Source organism: Mesorhizobium sp. RCAM 06353, assembly GCF_059683585.1.
This window is the reverse complement of record NZ_CM185031.1, coordinates 4,785,319-4,800,117: the sequence shown is the minus strand read 5'-3', so window position 1 is coordinate 4,800,117 and position 14,799 is coordinate 4,785,319. Positions and strand designations below refer to the sequence as shown.

At 62.4% G+C, this 14,799-nt stretch carries 12 protein-coding genes and 1 pseudogene; 3 read left to right on the top strand and 10 right to left on the bottom strand.

Annotated elements, in window-relative coordinates:
* Positions 1 to 56: 56 nt before the first annotated feature.
* Positions 57 to 1,256 (bottom strand): annotated as a pseudogene (locus AC56QX_RS23095) (flotillin family protein); the annotation flags it as partial.
* Between the two features lie 304 nt (positions 1,257 to 1,560).
* Positions 1,561 to 2,466: a LysR family transcriptional regulator gene (locus AC56QX_RS23090; RefSeq protein ID WP_497110819.1), complete on the bottom strand. Its 906-nt coding sequence runs from the start codon at positions 2,464 to 2,466 to the stop codon at positions 1,561 to 1,563.
* 122 nt (positions 2,467 to 2,588) lie between these two features.
* Between AC56QX_RS23090 and AC56QX_RS23085 the strand changes: the two genes are divergently transcribed.
* The 3 genes from AC56QX_RS23085 (at position 2,589) to AC56QX_RS23075 (ending at position 6,015) form a co-directional block, all read left to right on the top strand.
* On the top strand, positions 2,589 to 3,923 hold the full coding sequence (locus AC56QX_RS23085) for an amidohydrolase family protein (protein ID WP_497110818.1): 1,335 nt from the start codon (positions 2,589 to 2,591) through the stop codon (positions 3,921 to 3,923).
* A gap of 70 nt (positions 3,924 to 3,993) precedes the next feature.
* Positions 3,994 to 5,187 carry an arabinose transporter gene (locus tag AC56QX_RS23080; protein ID WP_497110816.1) on the top strand — a complete coding sequence of 398 codons (1,194 nt, stop codon included), beginning with the start codon at positions 3,994 to 3,996 and terminating at the stop codon, positions 5,185 to 5,187.
* A 57-nt stretch (positions 5,188 to 5,244) separates the two neighbouring features.
* Positions 5,245 to 6,015 (top strand): SDR family NAD(P)-dependent oxidoreductase, encoded by a 771-nt coding sequence (locus tag AC56QX_RS23075; RefSeq protein WP_497110815.1) that lies wholly within the window; start codon positions 5,245 to 5,247, stop codon positions 6,013 to 6,015.
* 240 nt (positions 6,016 to 6,255) lie between these two features.
* Here AC56QX_RS23075 and AC56QX_RS23070 read toward each other — a convergent pair whose 3' ends face one another.
* The 8 genes from AC56QX_RS23070 to AC56QX_RS23035 form a co-directional block, all read right to left on the bottom strand.
* The gene (locus tag AC56QX_RS23070) at positions 6,256 to 6,555 is read right to left on the bottom strand and encodes a DUF982 domain-containing protein (RefSeq protein ID WP_497110813.1); all 300 of its coding nucleotides are present in this window, start codon (positions 6,553 to 6,555) and stop codon (positions 6,256 to 6,258) included.
* 119 nt (positions 6,556 to 6,674) lie between these two features.
* The gene (locus AC56QX_RS23065; protein ID WP_497110812.1) at positions 6,675 to 7,661 is read right to left on the bottom strand and encodes an ABC transporter ATP-binding protein; all 987 of its coding nucleotides are present in this window, start codon (positions 7,659 to 7,661) and stop codon (positions 6,675 to 6,677) included.
* An 8-nt stretch (positions 7,662 to 7,669) separates the two neighbouring features.
* Positions 7,670 to 8,629 carry an ABC transporter ATP-binding protein gene (locus AC56QX_RS23060; protein ID WP_497110810.1) on the bottom strand — a complete coding sequence of 320 codons (960 nt, stop codon included), beginning with the start codon at positions 8,627 to 8,629 and terminating at the stop codon, positions 7,670 to 7,672.
* Positions 8,626 to 9,597, bottom strand: a complete 972-nt coding sequence (locus AC56QX_RS23055) for an ABC transporter permease (RefSeq protein WP_497110809.1) — start codon at positions 9,595 to 9,597, stop codon at positions 8,626 to 8,628. Before AC56QX_RS23055 ends, AC56QX_RS23060 begins: the two co-directional genes overlap by 4 nt.
* The gene (locus AC56QX_RS23050) at positions 9,597 to 10,613 is read right to left on the bottom strand and encodes an ABC transporter permease (RefSeq protein ID WP_497110807.1); all 1,017 of its coding nucleotides are present in this window, start codon (positions 10,611 to 10,613) and stop codon (positions 9,597 to 9,599) included. The genes AC56QX_RS23055 and AC56QX_RS23050 overlap by 1 nt, the downstream gene beginning before the upstream one ends.
* A 22-nt stretch (positions 10,614 to 10,635) precedes the next feature.
* Positions 10,636 to 12,297 carry an ABC transporter substrate-binding protein gene (locus tag AC56QX_RS23045; RefSeq protein ID WP_497110805.1) on the bottom strand — a complete coding sequence of 554 codons (1,662 nt, stop codon included), beginning with the start codon at positions 12,295 to 12,297 and terminating at the stop codon, positions 10,636 to 10,638.
* Between the two features lie 17 nt (positions 12,298 to 12,314).
* On the bottom strand, positions 12,315 to 13,217 hold the full coding sequence (locus AC56QX_RS23040) for a proline iminopeptidase-family hydrolase (RefSeq protein WP_497110804.1): 903 nt from the start codon (positions 13,215 to 13,217) through the stop codon (positions 12,315 to 12,317).
* 54 nt (positions 13,218 to 13,271) lie between these two features.
* Complete coding sequence (locus AC56QX_RS23035; RefSeq protein ID WP_497110803.1) at positions 13,272 to 14,786, bottom strand: leucyl aminopeptidase; 1,515 nt, start codon at positions 14,784 to 14,786, stop codon at positions 13,272 to 13,274.
* Between the last annotated feature and the right edge of the window lie 13 nt (positions 14,787 to 14,799).

The following is a 14,799-nucleotide window of genomic DNA, read 5'->3' as shown; positions in this document are numbered from 1 at the left end:
AATCGCATGAAAGGCTATAGGTCACAAGGATATTGCGGTCTTTGGTTGATAAGGGCCATGTCACCGAAACGCTGCACCACGAGCGGCGCCTTCATATAGTCGATATGCACGACGACGGAGAGCGGCAGCACAGGCTCGAACGCATCCTTGGTGATCAACGACACTTCAGACAGGTTCTCGTCCAGCCTGTGTTCGCCAAACTGTTCCTTCGTCCATTTGAGCACGAAGTTGGTGGTCGGCACGATGATGATATTGCCGGCATAGGTATTGAACGCGTACTTGCCTGGCAGCAGCGGCGTTGACCAGACACCGCGTGCGCCGATTTCAACCAGCTCGCCGTGACGGTATGCCTGCCCGGATATATCCGTGCCGTGACGGCCGTTATAGGAGACGACGACACCCACCGTGCCAACGTCAATGATCGTCTTCTTGACCAGTTCGACGGTCGCGAAAATGCGATTGAGGAAGTAGCTGCCGTCGGCCAGCACCTGCAGCTGCCGGCCACGATAGCCACCGGCATTGAGAAACTTCTCCGGGTCCTGAAAATTGTTGTGGAAGTTCGGGTCGTTGGGATCGTTGGCGACGGTCGGTGCGATGATCTCGCCGTCCGGCAGGGCCGGACCGTCATGGATGGTGACGATACCGATCATATCCTCGGCATTATGGATGACGATTGGCTCAAAGCCACCCCGCTCCGAGATCATGCTGGACATATTGGTAAAAAGGTTTTGTTCCGACGCGCTCAGATTGACGGCATAGATTGACTGGGCGGTCAGCACGATGAATTGTGCGAGATTGATGGCATAGATGCCTTCACGCAAGATCTTGCGTTGCGGCCCTTTCTGTCCGCCTTTTTCGAGAAAGCCGCGCACATCCTGGAAATCATCGGCGTCGGTGTTGGAAGCAAGTGTCTGCGTCGAAGGTAGCGGCTTGCCGTCACGGGCAAAGACATAGCCGATCTGACCTTGGGGGATGGTGACAAGATTGGCGCGATGCATCGAATATTGGAACGGCATAAAGAAATGCAGGCCACCGCGCACGACTTCCGGCTGGTAGCCTGCCTCACGGTTGAGCGCAATGAAGCCATTGCTAACGGAGCCGCGAAAGCTCCATAGTTTTTCCAGGATGCCGAGCCTGTCGTTTGGGATGTAGCGGACCACGCCGCTCCACCAGAACAGGATTGCCAGCACGACGGCCAGCACGGCGACCTCGATCGCCGTCCATTCCATCGGGCCGAGATATTGTAGGGCTTCCATTTCTTCTCTCCTATGGGCGCGCGGGTTTGTTCACCCGACGGCTACCCGGTTGGTGTTTATTGATAAAATGGGGAGATCGCGCACCGACACGCTCGACGCGCTAAGGGCGTGTCGAACGTTTGGGCTGCTCATTGGATGGGGAAATGACCGCGCGTCCCGAGTCCCCAGTGAGGGGTGGCGCGGCCGTGAGCGATGTCACATCGGTTTTGCCTTGATAGACATAACGGAAGATGACGTAGGGATCGCACCAACAGGTTTAAAGATATTCCGCGCGGAAATAGTATAAATATTTCCAACGCTTTCATTACAACTCCCGACACACCTCGACGCAGAAATCGACGAAGGCGCGCACCTTGGCCGGCGGATGCTTGCGCGACGGGTGAAAGGCAAACAGCGGGAAGAGCTCGCCATGCCAGTCCGGAAAGAGATCGACCAGCACCCCATCCGCCAACAGTTCCCTGACGCCCCAGCTGATGACCTGGGTGACACCCGTTCCAGCGATGCATTCCTCCAGCATCGATTTGGGGTCGGTGAAGGTCAGAGGTCCGCTGGTCGCGACCTCGATCGTTTCCTCACCGCGCACGAACGCCCAGTCGAATGGCGTGCCGCTGTGTGGGTCCAGGAATTGCAGGCATCGGTGCGCTGGGAGGTCGGTGGGCTGGCCCGGCCGTCCATGGCGCTCGATATAGCGCGGGGAAGCGACCGTCAGGATCGGCGCCTCGATCAACTTGCGCGCAACGAGCGTCGAGAAGCGTGGCTGTCCGAAACGGATCGCAAGGTCGATGCCATCCGACACCAGGTCGCCGAACTGCTCTTTCGAGACGAACTCAATCTTCAGCTCGGGATAGCGATCGCAAAAGGCGCCGAGCCGGCCTGCCAGCACCAGAGGCAGAAAGAAGGGGTCGATGTCCACCTTGAGGCGGCCGCGTACAGCCGAGGCCGTACCTGAGGCGACAACCGCCGCATCCTCGATCGCGTTCAGATGGGGTTTTACGTCTTCGTAGAAGCGCCGGCCCTCATCGGTCAGCGACAGGGATCGTGTGGTTCTATCGAACAGCCGCACGCCCAGACGCGCCTCGAGCCGCCCGATGGCGCGGCTGACGCCTGAATCGGTAATGCCGATAAGCTCGGCGGCTTTGACGAAAGTGCCGCCTTCGACCACCGCCGCCAGCACGCTTACCCCGGACAAGATCCTGCCATCGAACGCCATGATCATTCCTGATTTTCAGTCAGGAAGTATCTGACATAAGCGCACTTAATTCAAGTTCGTCCAGGAGCGATAAGGCTGGCCATGCGCAACCCGCCAGCACGCATCTGGAAAGGAACAGGCCCATGAGCACGCAGAAGAATCCCCGCACGCTATTCAAGGGCGGCACCGTCATCACGATGGATGCCGCCGTCCCCAATCTCGCGACCGGCGACGTTCTTGTCGAGAACGACCGCATCGTCTCGGTCGATGCGCATATCCAGGCGGATGGCGCCGAGGTGATCGACGCCTCGGCAAGCATCGTCATGCCGGGGCTGGTCGATGCGCACCATCACATGTGGCTTGGCGTGATGCGTCGCCTGATGCCTGATGTCGACGATCTCTTTGCCTATATCGGCGTGGTCGCCGAAACGCTTGGCGCGCATTACCGCCCGCACGACATGTCTATCAGCACCAGCCTGACGGCCGCCGCCTCGCTCGATGCCGGCATAACGACGATCATCGACGCTTGCCACAGTTCGCGCAGCCCCGAACACACCGATGCTGCGCTTGACGCGCTCAAGGGGTCCGGCATCCGCGCGCTGCATATGGTCGGCGCCGCAATGGACAAGAAGGCGTCCAGCGCGCACCTGCCTGGCGATCTCGAACGCCTCGCCCGCAATTGGAATGCCGGCGGTCTGGTGCAGGTTGGACTGTTTGGCCAGTTCAATCTCGACTGGTGGAAGGTCGCCCGCGACCTCGACATGCGGATATTGACCGAGTTCATCGGCGATCTCGCGAAGCTGCCTCCGGAAGTCACCGAACAGGGCTTATTGGGCCCGCACAACATCTTCAACCATTGCACGCGCCTGCCTGAGGACACCTGGAAGCACTTTGCCGACGCCGGGGTCAACGTGACCGTCAATTCGCGCTCCGATGCGCTGTTTGGCTTCGATGATGACCGCTTCGCCTATCAGCAGGCCATCGACCATGGCCTCACACCAGCACTTGGCATCGACCTCGACACCGCCTTCGGCAGCGACCTGTTCGGCGAGATGCACGCACTGTTCGGACAGCAGCGTTCGGCAATGCGCTACCGCCGCTTTCGTGGCGAAACCAACGTGCCGGGGCCAATTTCCGTCGAAGCGGTGCTGCAGGCCGCCACCATCAATGGCGCCCGTGCCGCCGGGCTTGAAGCCGCCATCGGCACACTGACATCAGGCAAGCAGGCCGACATCATCATGGTGCGTACCGACGATGTCGCCGTGTTCCCGGTCTCCAACGCGATCGGCACGATCGTCCAGGCGGTCGAACGCTCCGACGTCGACACCGTGATGGTCGCCGGCAAGATCCGCAAACGCGCCGGCAAGCTGGTCGATGTCGATCTCGCCAGGCTGGCGTCCGAGGCAACCGCCTCACGCGACTATCTGCTCGAAACCAGCGGCTATCGCACCAGCCTCTTCGGAGCCGCTGCGAAATAATCCGTCAGATCCGGCTGGTCGCACAACAAGCGGCGGCCAGCCCGCCCCAACCCATTCCATGGAGGCTGTCATGTCAGCACTCGCTGCGGCGAACCGGTCGAATGCCGCACCGGCTCATCTTTCCCGTCCCGCGCCCGGCATCATCGCGGCGCTGTTCTGCGGCTATCTCTGCGTCGGTCTGCCGCTGCCGGTGCTGCCGCTGTTTGTCCATGACAAGCTCGGTTTTAGCAGCCTGACCGTCGGGCTGGTCATCGGCATCCAGTTCCTGGCTACGGTGCTGACGCGCGGCTATGCCGGGCGTGTCACGGACCAGCAAGGTGGCAAGCGCGCGGCAATTCAGGGTGCGGTCGTTTGCGCGTGTGCCGGGCTCCTTTATTTCGTCTCCGCGCTGCCCGGCCTGTCCCCCGCAACCGGCCTCGCCATCGTGGTTGTCGGCCGCCTGACGGCCGGATTTGGCGAGAGCCAATTCGTCACCGGTTGCGTTTCATGGTCAATCGCCTCGGTCGGTCCGCAGCGCGCCGGTATGTCGATGTCGTGGACCGGCATTGCGATGTTCGCAGCCCTTGCCGTCGGTGCGCCGGTCGGCATGGCGCTCTATCAGGCCTATGGGCTCGATGCTGCCATGGTTGCCTGCGTCGTGGCGCCGATCATCGCCGCCGCAATCGCCTTTGGCTCGACCTCTTACAAGACGCCCGGCGGCCAACGACTGCCCTTCTACCGCGTCGTCGGTCAGATCTGGCGCGAAGGTCTTGGCCTCATGCTGCAAGGCGTTGGCCTTTCCGGCCTCACCGCCTTTGCCTCGCTCTATTTCGCCGCGCATGGCTGGGGTCATGCCGGTCTGGTGATGACCGCTTTCGGCATCGGCTTCATTCTCATGCGGGTCTTGCTTGGACATCTGCCCGACAGGATCGGCGGCTATCGCGTCGCTCTGTGGTCCATGGTCATCGAGGCGATCGGACAGCTGATGATCTGGAGTGCCCCGCATGAGAGCCTCGCACTGGCGGGCGCCCTGGTCACCGGGCTAGGCTGCGCGCTGATCTTTCCGGCTCTGGGTGTCGAAGCCCTGAAGCGCGTCCTGCCGGCAAACAGAGGCAGTGCCATGGGTGCCTTTGTTGCCTTCCTCGATATCGCCTACGGTCTCGCTGGACCTGTCGCGGGGTTCGTGGCCGGCCAGTTCGGTTACGCTGCCGTCTACCTGCTTGGTGCTGCCAGCGCGTTGCTCGGCGTGGCGTTGATCTCCACGGCACGCAGCCGCGAAAACTGATCGTCGACCAGGCACCATCGCCGCGCATCAACGCGGCCAGTTTCAAGGAGAATTGCCATGTCTCGCATCTTCATATCCGGCTCGTCCGCCGGCCTCGGCCTGATGGCGGGCGAACTGCTCGTAAATCAGGGCCACCAGGTCGTCCTTCACGCCCGCAACGCAGCCCGCGCCGGCGACGCCCATAAGGCTCTACCCCAGGCCGACGCGATCGTGGAAGGCGACCTCGATACAGTTGCCGGAGCCAGGCAAGTTGCCGCGCGCGTCAATGAACTTGGCCGCTTCGATGCGGTGATCCACAATGCCGCCGTCGGCTATCGCGAAGCCCATCGCCTCACAGCCGACGGCCTGCCACGCGTTTTCGCGATCAACACATTGTCAGCCTATATCCTGACCGCTCTGATCGAGCGGCCGCATCGGCTCGTCTTCCTCAGCTCAGGCATGCACCATCATGCGGACGCAAATCTCGATGACATCCTGTGGCGCAAGCGCCGCTGGAACGGCTCGACCGCCTATGCCGAGAGCAAGCTGCACGATGCAATGCTGGCATTCGCGGTGGCCCGTCGCTGGCCTGACGTGTTGTCGAACGCGCTCGAACCGGGCTGGGTGCCGACAAAAATGGGTGGCCCCGGGGCGCCCGACGATATGAAGCAGGCGCACCTGACGCAGGCCTGGCTCGCTGCCAGCAACGAGCCACAAGCCCAGGCGACCGGCCGCTATTTCTATCATCTGGGTCCCCTGGCCGCCAATCGTCAGGCCGACGACAAGGCGCTTCAGGATCGCCTGATTGAAATCTGCGCCGAGCTTTCCGGCATCACGCTGCCTGCCTGAGTCGGAATGCACGCTCAGCGCCATAAGCGCTTGATGTTATTGACTATTTTTAAATCAGTCAAAGCAAGGAACGTGCTCACTCCCGCCGCCGCTATTCCGTCGCTTGGGATTAAGACTTTGGCCCCAGGCCAACCGGTTGCGCCGTCCGGAAAGCCCGGCCGGCCCTGTCACCGCAGACGTATCGACACCCTCCTGCGGCCGCTACGGCCGCAGTCCCGGCATTCAGCAAATCCGGTGCGGCTAGCGCCGCGCGTATAGGCCCGCCATGGTTTCGCCGGCGACCGGCAACGCCATGTCATCGTCCAGAAGCCGCGTGATCCGGGCAAAGCCGGTGAAGGCCTTCCTGGCTTCTTCCGCCGACATCTGCCCCGACAAAGCGGCCGAGCAACAATTCAGCGCGCACTGATACACTGGCCCACGTCTTCCCGTCGGCCATTTACGCAAGAAAACCATCGCCTCGGCGACACTATCCACTTCTTCTACAGGATGCCCCTGCCCGCGCGAGATCCGCACGGGCGAAAAGAAATGCAGGTAGTCCATCGTTTCCTCCCGGTCGATCGCGATGCCGCTCGATCGAACCCAATCAAACGCGCTGTCTGGCGGTTGGTTCCACCCGGAAAACAGAATCTTTCAAGAATCTTTTGGTCGATGAATGCCGGCTAGACCGTTGGGAAGTGGCACGCCACTTTGCGTCCAGGTCGATATTCCCTCAGCTCCGGCCGCTCGGTGCGGCATCGCTCGACAGCGATCGGGCATCTCGGGTGGAAACGGCAGCCAGATGGCGGTTTCAGCGGGCTCGGCACGTCACCGGTCAGGATGATGCGCTTGCGCGTCCCGCTGGGCGTCGTCTCAACGACCGGGACCGCCGAGATCAGCGCCTGGCTGTAAGGATGCGCCGGCGCCGCAAACACCTCCTCTGCCGGTCCTTCCTCGACGATCGAGCCGAGATACATCACCGCGATGCGGGTCGACACCTGACGCACCACCGACAGGTCGTGGGCGATGAAGATGTAGGTGAGATTGAGCTTCTCCTGCAGGTCGGCCAGCAGGTTGACGATCTGCGCTTGCACCGACACGTCGAGCGCGGAGACCGGTTCGTCCAGCACGACGAGATCGGGGTTCAACGCAATTGCCCGTGCAATGCCGACGCGCTGTCGCTGGCCGCCGGAGAATTCGTGGGGATAACGCATGACATGGTCCGGCAGCAGTCCGACAAGATCGAACAGTTCGGCGACGCGCGCGGTGATCTCGCGTGACGAAAGCTTGCCATGGATACGCAGCGGCTCGGCCACCAGGTCGCCGACGCGCCGGCGCGGATTGAGCGAGGCCGACGGATCCTGGAACACCATTTGCAGGCGGCGCCGCATCGGCCTCAGTTCCGACAGCGACTTCGAGGTGATGTCCTCGCCTTCGAACAGCAGCGCGCCGTCCGATATGTCGTAGAGCCGCACCAGGCAGCGCGCCAGCGTGGACTTGCCGCAGCCGGATTCGCCGACCAGCCCGACTGTCTCGCCGCGCCGCACGGTCAGCGAAACATTGTCGACCGCATGCACGGTTCGCCTGCCATCGGCGGAAAACCGGCTGCCGATCGAAAACCGCTTTCCCAGCGAACGCGTCTCGAGTATCGGACGATCTTTGTCGGTCATCGATGAGCTCATGCCTGTGCCACCCGGTAGCACGCCGCGGCATGAGTGCCGACGCCTAGGTCGGGCTTGCCAGTCACGCAGGGTTCGTATTGAACCGAACAACGCGGACCGAAGGCACAGCCTTGCGGCAAGCGCAGCAGCGACGGCGGCGAGCCGGGAATGGCCGGCAGGCGGCGCGGCTTTTCGCCGGTCAACGGCGGGATCGAACCGAGCAGCGCACGCGTATAGGGATGTTGGGGATCGGAAAACAGCTCCATGCGGCTGCCGCGCTCCACCACGCGACCGGCATACATGACCATCACCCTGTCGGCGAGTTCGGAGACGACGCCCATGTCGTGCGTTATAAAGACGACAGCCGATTTGTGCGTCGCGCGCAGCTTGCGCACGAGGTCGAGAATGCCGGCCTGCACCGTGACGTCGAGCGCGGTGGTCGGCTCGTCCGCCACCAGCAGGGCCGGATTGCACGACAAAGCCATTGCGATCACCGCGCGCTGGCGCATGCCGCCCGAAAGCTGGTGCGGGTAGCGCGACATGGCCTCGTGCGGGTTGGGAAAATTCACCTCGGCCAGCAGCTCTTCGACGCGCTCCATCGCCTTGGCCTTGCTGATGTTGTGATGCGCGCGGATCTGTTCGGCGATCTGCCAGCCGATCGTGTAGACCGGCGTCAGCGCCGTCATCGGATCCTGGAAGATCATCGCGATCTCGTTACCGCGCAGGCGCCTCAGTTCGCGCGGTGGCAGGCCGACGAGTTCGCGGCCCTTGTAGCGGATCGAGCCTTCGATAATGGCGTTAGGATCGGTGATGAGACCCATCACGGCCAGCAGCGATACCGTCTTGCCGGAGCCGGATTCGCCGACGACACCGAGGATCTCGCTTTCCTCGAGGTCGAAGGAGACGCCATCGATGGCCCGCACCAGGCCGTCATTGGTGCGGAAGGATACTTTGAGATCGCGCACCGACAGTATCATGATGTCCTCAGGCGCGGATCGAGAAGGATGTAGACGAAATCGACGACCGCATTGGCGACCACCACGAACATCGACGCATACATCACCGTCGCCATGATCATCGGCAGATCGAGGTTCTGCAGCGCGTCATAAGTGAGCTTGCCGATGCCGTTCAGCCCGAACACCACCTCGGTCAAAAGGGCTGAGCCGCCCACCAGGGCGCCGAAGTCGAGACCGAACAGAGTGACAAATGCGATGAGCGAGGTGCGCAAGGCATGGCGCAGCAGGATGCGGGTCTCCGATAGGCCCTTGGCCCGGGCGGTGCGGATGAAGTCTTCCTGCAGGGATTCGATGATCGCCGCGCGCAACACGCGTCCATAGATGCCGATATAGAGAATGGCCAGCGTGATCCACGGAATGACCAAGGTCAGGAACCAGCCTTTGGGATCGTCAGAGAAATTCTTGTAACCGAGCGGCGGCACCCACGAGAACGCCCAGCTGTCGTGGTAGCGGCTTTGGGTGATCAGGTTCATCACCTCGCCCAGCCAGTAGACCGGCATGGAAATGCCGAGCAGCCCCAGCGCCATCAAAAGCTTATCCAGCCAGCTGCCGCGGGTGGCGGCAGCGACGGTGCCGATGATGATGGAGACGACCACCCACAGGATCGCCGCCCCGAAGACCAGGGAAAGCGTGACGGGGATCGAATCCATCACCGCCGGCACCACCTTCCAGCCACGATTGACGAAGGAGGTCAGGTCGCCGGTGACGAAGATCTTCTCCATCATCTTCACATATTGCACGTAGAGCGGCCGGTCGAAGCCAAAACTGTGGCGCACCGCTTCCAGCACTTCGGGCGATGCATTGCGGCCGGCGATGCGCGCCGCCGGATCGGCGCCCGGCGTCGCGAAGAAGATCAGGAAGACGATGACCGAGATGCCGAACATGACGAACAGCATCTGACCGAACCGGCGCAGGATGGCGTAAAACATCAGTCGCGCCCCAGCCGAACCTTGGAGCGCGGATCGAGCGCGTCGCGCAGGCCGTCGCCGAAGACATTGAGCGCCATGACGGAAACCGCGATCGCCAGGCCCGGCACCAGCGCCACCAGCGGCCTGGTGTAAAGCAGCGCCTGCCCGTCCTGGATGATGGTGCCCCAGCTCGCAGCCGGCGGCTGCACGCCGATCGACAGGAAGGAGAGCGCCGATTCCGTCAGCATGTTCAGCGCCATCATCAGCGGCACGAAGACGATGAGCGTGGTGGTGATGTTGGGCAGGATATCGCGCCACAGGATGCGCCACCCGGGTACACCCAGATTGATCGCGGCGAACACGAACTCGCTGTGTCGCAGCGACAGCACCTGCCCGCGTATCGGACGCGCCACATAGGGCACGTAGACGATGCCGATGATGATGACCGGCAGCCACAGACTGCCGGACTCGATCTCGATCGGTCCGATCCTGATGCCTTGCGCGATGGTGACGATGGAAAGCGAAATCGCCAGCAGGTAGATCGGAAACGCCCACAGAACATCCAGCAAGCGCGACAGCACCGTATCGGTGATGCCGCCAAAATAGCCGGCGATCAATCCCGCCGCCGTGCCGATGATCAGCGTGAAGATGGTGGCTGCCCCGGAGATCAGCAGCGAGCTCAGCCCGCCATAGAGCATCCGGGCCATGACATCGCGCCCCTGGCTGTCGGCGCCAAGGAAATAATTGCCAAGCCGCCAGGTCGGGCCGAGCGGCGTGTAGCCGAGCCCAAGCCCCTCGGTCGACTGTTCCATCACCGGAACGTCGGCGCCGTCGATCTGGATGACGGCGTCGAGCGTCGAGGCGAACGGGTCCACGCCTGCCCATTTCGCGTAGAGAGGCGCACTGAGGCAGGCAAGCACGATGAGGAGGAACACGGCCAGGGATGCCATGGCAGCCCTGTCCGTTGCCAGCTTGGCAAACGCGACGGCCCAGGGCCCTCGCGTCTTGCGCGGCATGGCGTCAGCTTGGTTCGACACGGACGTGTCCCTCCGCAGCTCGTTACTGCACCCAGGACTGGGTGATCATCCAGTTGAACTGCCGGTTGAATTTGAAATTGCCAACCCGTTTGCTGACGAAGTCAAGCCGCTTCGGCGTGAAGAGGCCGACGGCCGGCGCCTTGTCCGTGATCTGCCTGTCGATTTCGGCCCACATCTTGTCGGCGGCTTTCTGGTCGGTGACGCCGAGGTCCAGCGCCTTTTGCATCTTGGCGTCGATGTCCTTGTCGCAGAAACCGGCAATGTTGATCGAAGCGTCCGACCCTTCACGGAAGGAAGCGCAGCTGAACAGGATGTTCAGGAAGTCTGAAGCCGCAGGATAGTCCTTGTACCACTGGGTGATGGACATCTGCACTTTGTTGTTGGTGTTCTGGATGTAGGTGAACTGGATGTTGGACGAGATCGGCTTGACGTCGGCGACATAGCCGATGCTGGTCAGCACGCTCTGCAGATAGACGCCGATGGAGCGTGAGATGGCGGTATCCTCGGCGATGATCGTCACCTTCTGGCCCTTGGTGCCGGATTCCTCGACGAGCTGCTTTGCCTTGTCGAGATCGGGCGCCGACCATTTGGCGCCGGGGTTCTTGGTGAAGGGGCAATAGTCCTCATGGCCGGGGAAATCCGGCGGCAGGACCTGGCAGACCGGCGAAGCCAGCACCTTGCCGCCGAACAGCTTGACCAGCGTGTTGCGGTCGATCGCATAGGCAACCGCCTGGCGGGCCTTTTCGTTGTCGAATGGAGCGAGGCGGTTGTTCAGCGGCGCGTACCACCATGCCGAAAGCGGCGAGATGTGCAGCTGGTCCATGGACTTGCTGCCAAGTTCGCCCAGGCGGTCACTCGGCAGCGCGTCGAACATCCAGTCCGCCTCGCCGTTCTGGATCGCCGTGACGGCTGCTTCCTCGGACAGGCCGAAATCATATTGTACGACATCCGGGTAACCGTCCGGCTGCGCATCCTCGCTCCACTGCTTGAAATTGGGATTGCGGGAAACCGTCATGCCCTTGTTGGGGTCGAAGGCGGAGATCATGTAGGCGCCGGTGCTGGGGATGGGTTTGGAACCCATGTCTTCGGCAGGCGTGTCCGCCGGCAGCACCACGGCATGCGGCAAGGCAAGCTTGTAGAGGATCTCTGCATCAGGCTTGGTGAGATTGAGGGTGATGGTGCCGGCGGCTTCATCGCCGACAACGCCGCCATCCAGCGTGCAGCTCTTGGCGTCGGCCAGGCATTTGTCGGCACCGACGATGCCGGCATAGAAGGTGCCGGAGGTCGGCCCGGAAACCTTGAAGATGCGCTGGAAGGAGGCGACGACGTCCTTCACGCCAACATCCCCGCCGCTGGAGAACTTGATGCCCTTGCGCAGCTTGAAGGTGAAAGTCTTGCCGTCATTGCTGACCTGCGGCAGCGCCTCGGCGAGATCGGGAACGATGGTGAAGCCGTCCATGCCCTCGGCCTTGCGGAAGGCCACTAGGCCGTCATAGATCGGCTGATACATCTGCCAGCCTTGGTCGGTATAATTGATGTGCGGATCGAGCGTTCCGGCCGCCGAGCGGGCCAGAAGACGGATGGTGCCGCCTCGGTGCTCCTTGAGGTATTCGGCCTGTGCCGGAGCCAGCCACGTGCCGGCCAGCAATGCCGCGGCTGACGCCGCAAAAAGCAGTTTCTTCATGTTTTATTCCCCTTTTCTCAGTTGTCGTTGCCGTCCAGGAAGTCTCCCACCACCCGCATGCACGCCTCTTGCTCCTCGACATGCGGCATGTGGCTGGAATGCTCGAATATCTCCCAGTGCGATCCTTTGATGCCCTCCTTGAACGGCTGGACGGTCGCTGGCGTGGCCTCGTCATAGCGACCTGATATGATCAGTGTCGGAACATTGATGGCCCGCAGGCGCTCGACGATGCTCCAGTTCTTCAGGGTTCCGATGACATGGAACTCGTTCGGCCCGTTCATCACATGATAGACGGTCGGATTGCGTGCGATCTGGGCGAAGGTCTCCGTCACTTCGGGCGGGAAAGGCACGCGGCAGACATGCCGTTCGTAGAACCGCATCGTCGCTTCCTGGTAGGCCGGATCGTCCGTCGTGCCGGCCTGCTCGTGGCGGGTGAGTGTCTCCTGCACATCCACGGGCAGGTCGGCGCGCAGCCGGTTGGCCTCTTCGACCCATAGCTTCATGGAAGCCGGCGAGTTAGCGATGGTCAGCGACTTCAGACCTTTCGGCCGCGTGACCCCATATTCGGCGCCCAGCATGCCGCCCCAGCTTTGGCCCAGCACGTGGAAACCCGCGCGGATGCCGAGATGATCGACGAGGTTTTCAAGCTCGTCGATGAAAAGCCGGGGTGTCCAGAAGTCGGCACCCTTCTCAGGCAACAAAGTGGAATTGCCGCATCCCAGTTGATCGTAGTGGATGACGGCGCGGCCTCGTCGGGCGAGCAGTTTGTAGGCATCGACATAGTTGTGGGCGGCGCCCGGCCCGCCATGCAGGATCACCACAGGAGCCTTTTCGCCGCCGAGTTCGCCGCTGACCCGATACCAGGTCTCGTAGCCGCCGAAGGTGGCCCGCCCTTCTCTGCCAATGATCTCAGCCGACATTCCAGTTTCCATCCCGTTTGAACGCATCTCGTATTTGTCCGTAGCCGCAGCTGATTAGTTCACCCTGCGGCTGGCCTGCACCCACTCTTCCAGCATCTGCACGCCGAAGGCCGTGGCGCCTTGCCTGCCGAGCGGCCGATCGGCGTCGGCCAGCTCCTTGCCGGCGATGTCGAGATGCACCCAGGGGCGGTCTTCGGTGAAATGGCGCAGGAAGGCCGCCGCATACGGGGCGTCGCCATCCTCCATGTCCTTGGCATGGTGCCGCAGATCGGCGAATGGCGATTGCAGACCCTCATCGTACGCACGGTCGAGCGGCAGCCGCCAGAACCGCTCACCGACCGTTTCGCCGGCAGCGATCATCTGCGACGCGATGGCATCGTCGGTGCTGAACAGGCCGGCGAATATCGATCCGAGGCCACGCGTCACCGAATAGGTCAGCGTTGCCAGATCGACGATCACAGACGGATTGAAGCGCGTCGCCGCATAATGCAGGCAGTCGGCCAGAAGCAGGCGTCCTTCGGCATCCGTGTCGAACACTTCCACGGTCTGACCCGAGGCCGTCGTGATGATGTCGCGCGGCTTGAGCGCGGTGCCCGACGGCATGTTTTCGGCGATGCCAAGCACACCGATCGCATGCACCGGACTGCCTTGCCGGGCGAGCGCGATCAGCAGGCCGACGACGGCCGCCGCACCGCCCATGTCGGCCTTCATGTCGAACATCTGCTCGCCACGCTTGATGCAGAGGCCGCCGGAATCAAAACACACGCCCTTGCCGACAAAGGCGAGCGGTTGGGACGGAGCACCCTTGCCGCGATAGCGCAGGACAGCGACCCGTGGCGGCCGCACCGAGCCTGCGCCAACCGCCAGCAGCGCGTTCATACCGAGCTCTTTTAACTGCGCTGCATCGAGCATTTCGATGTCGATGCCGGCTTCGCGCAGCGGCTCGAGATGATCATGGAAATTGTCGGGATGGAGATGGTTCGGCGGCAAATTGACCAGCGTACGCGCATATTCGACGCCGTCCGCAATGGCATTGATCCGCGCCAGCGCTGGGGCCAACTCCGCGCCGGCTGCCCCGATCAGTTGCACCCGCAAGGTCCGATCCGAGCCCGCGCCCTGGCGCCGGTTGCGCATGTCGAAACGATAGCGCCTCAGCCGCATGCCCAGCGCGACGCGGGCCAGGATTTCGGCTCCGGGCATGTCGACGCCGGCGATTGGGTCAAGCACAAGCGTGGCCGCGCATTCGCATTTGCCTTCCAGATGCGCGGCAAGCAAACCGCCGGCGCGCGCCAGCGACAGGGCGTTTACGGCCTCGGCTTTGCCCAGGGCCAGGACGATCACGCGCCGAGCCGATACGGCCTGGGGTGCTATGAGATCGATGCAGGTGCCGGACTCGGCCAGGACGGCCGGGTCGGAGCAGGCACGGGAGAGAATGCCGCCCATTTCAGCGTCCAGTGCCGCCGCCCGCGGGCCAAAGCCTGTGTGGGCAGTCTGCAAGATCACGACGACAGAGGTTTCCAGGGAAATCTCGTCCACCGCTTCAAAGACCGGCACTGGCGATTGAGGCATAGACTGGCATTCT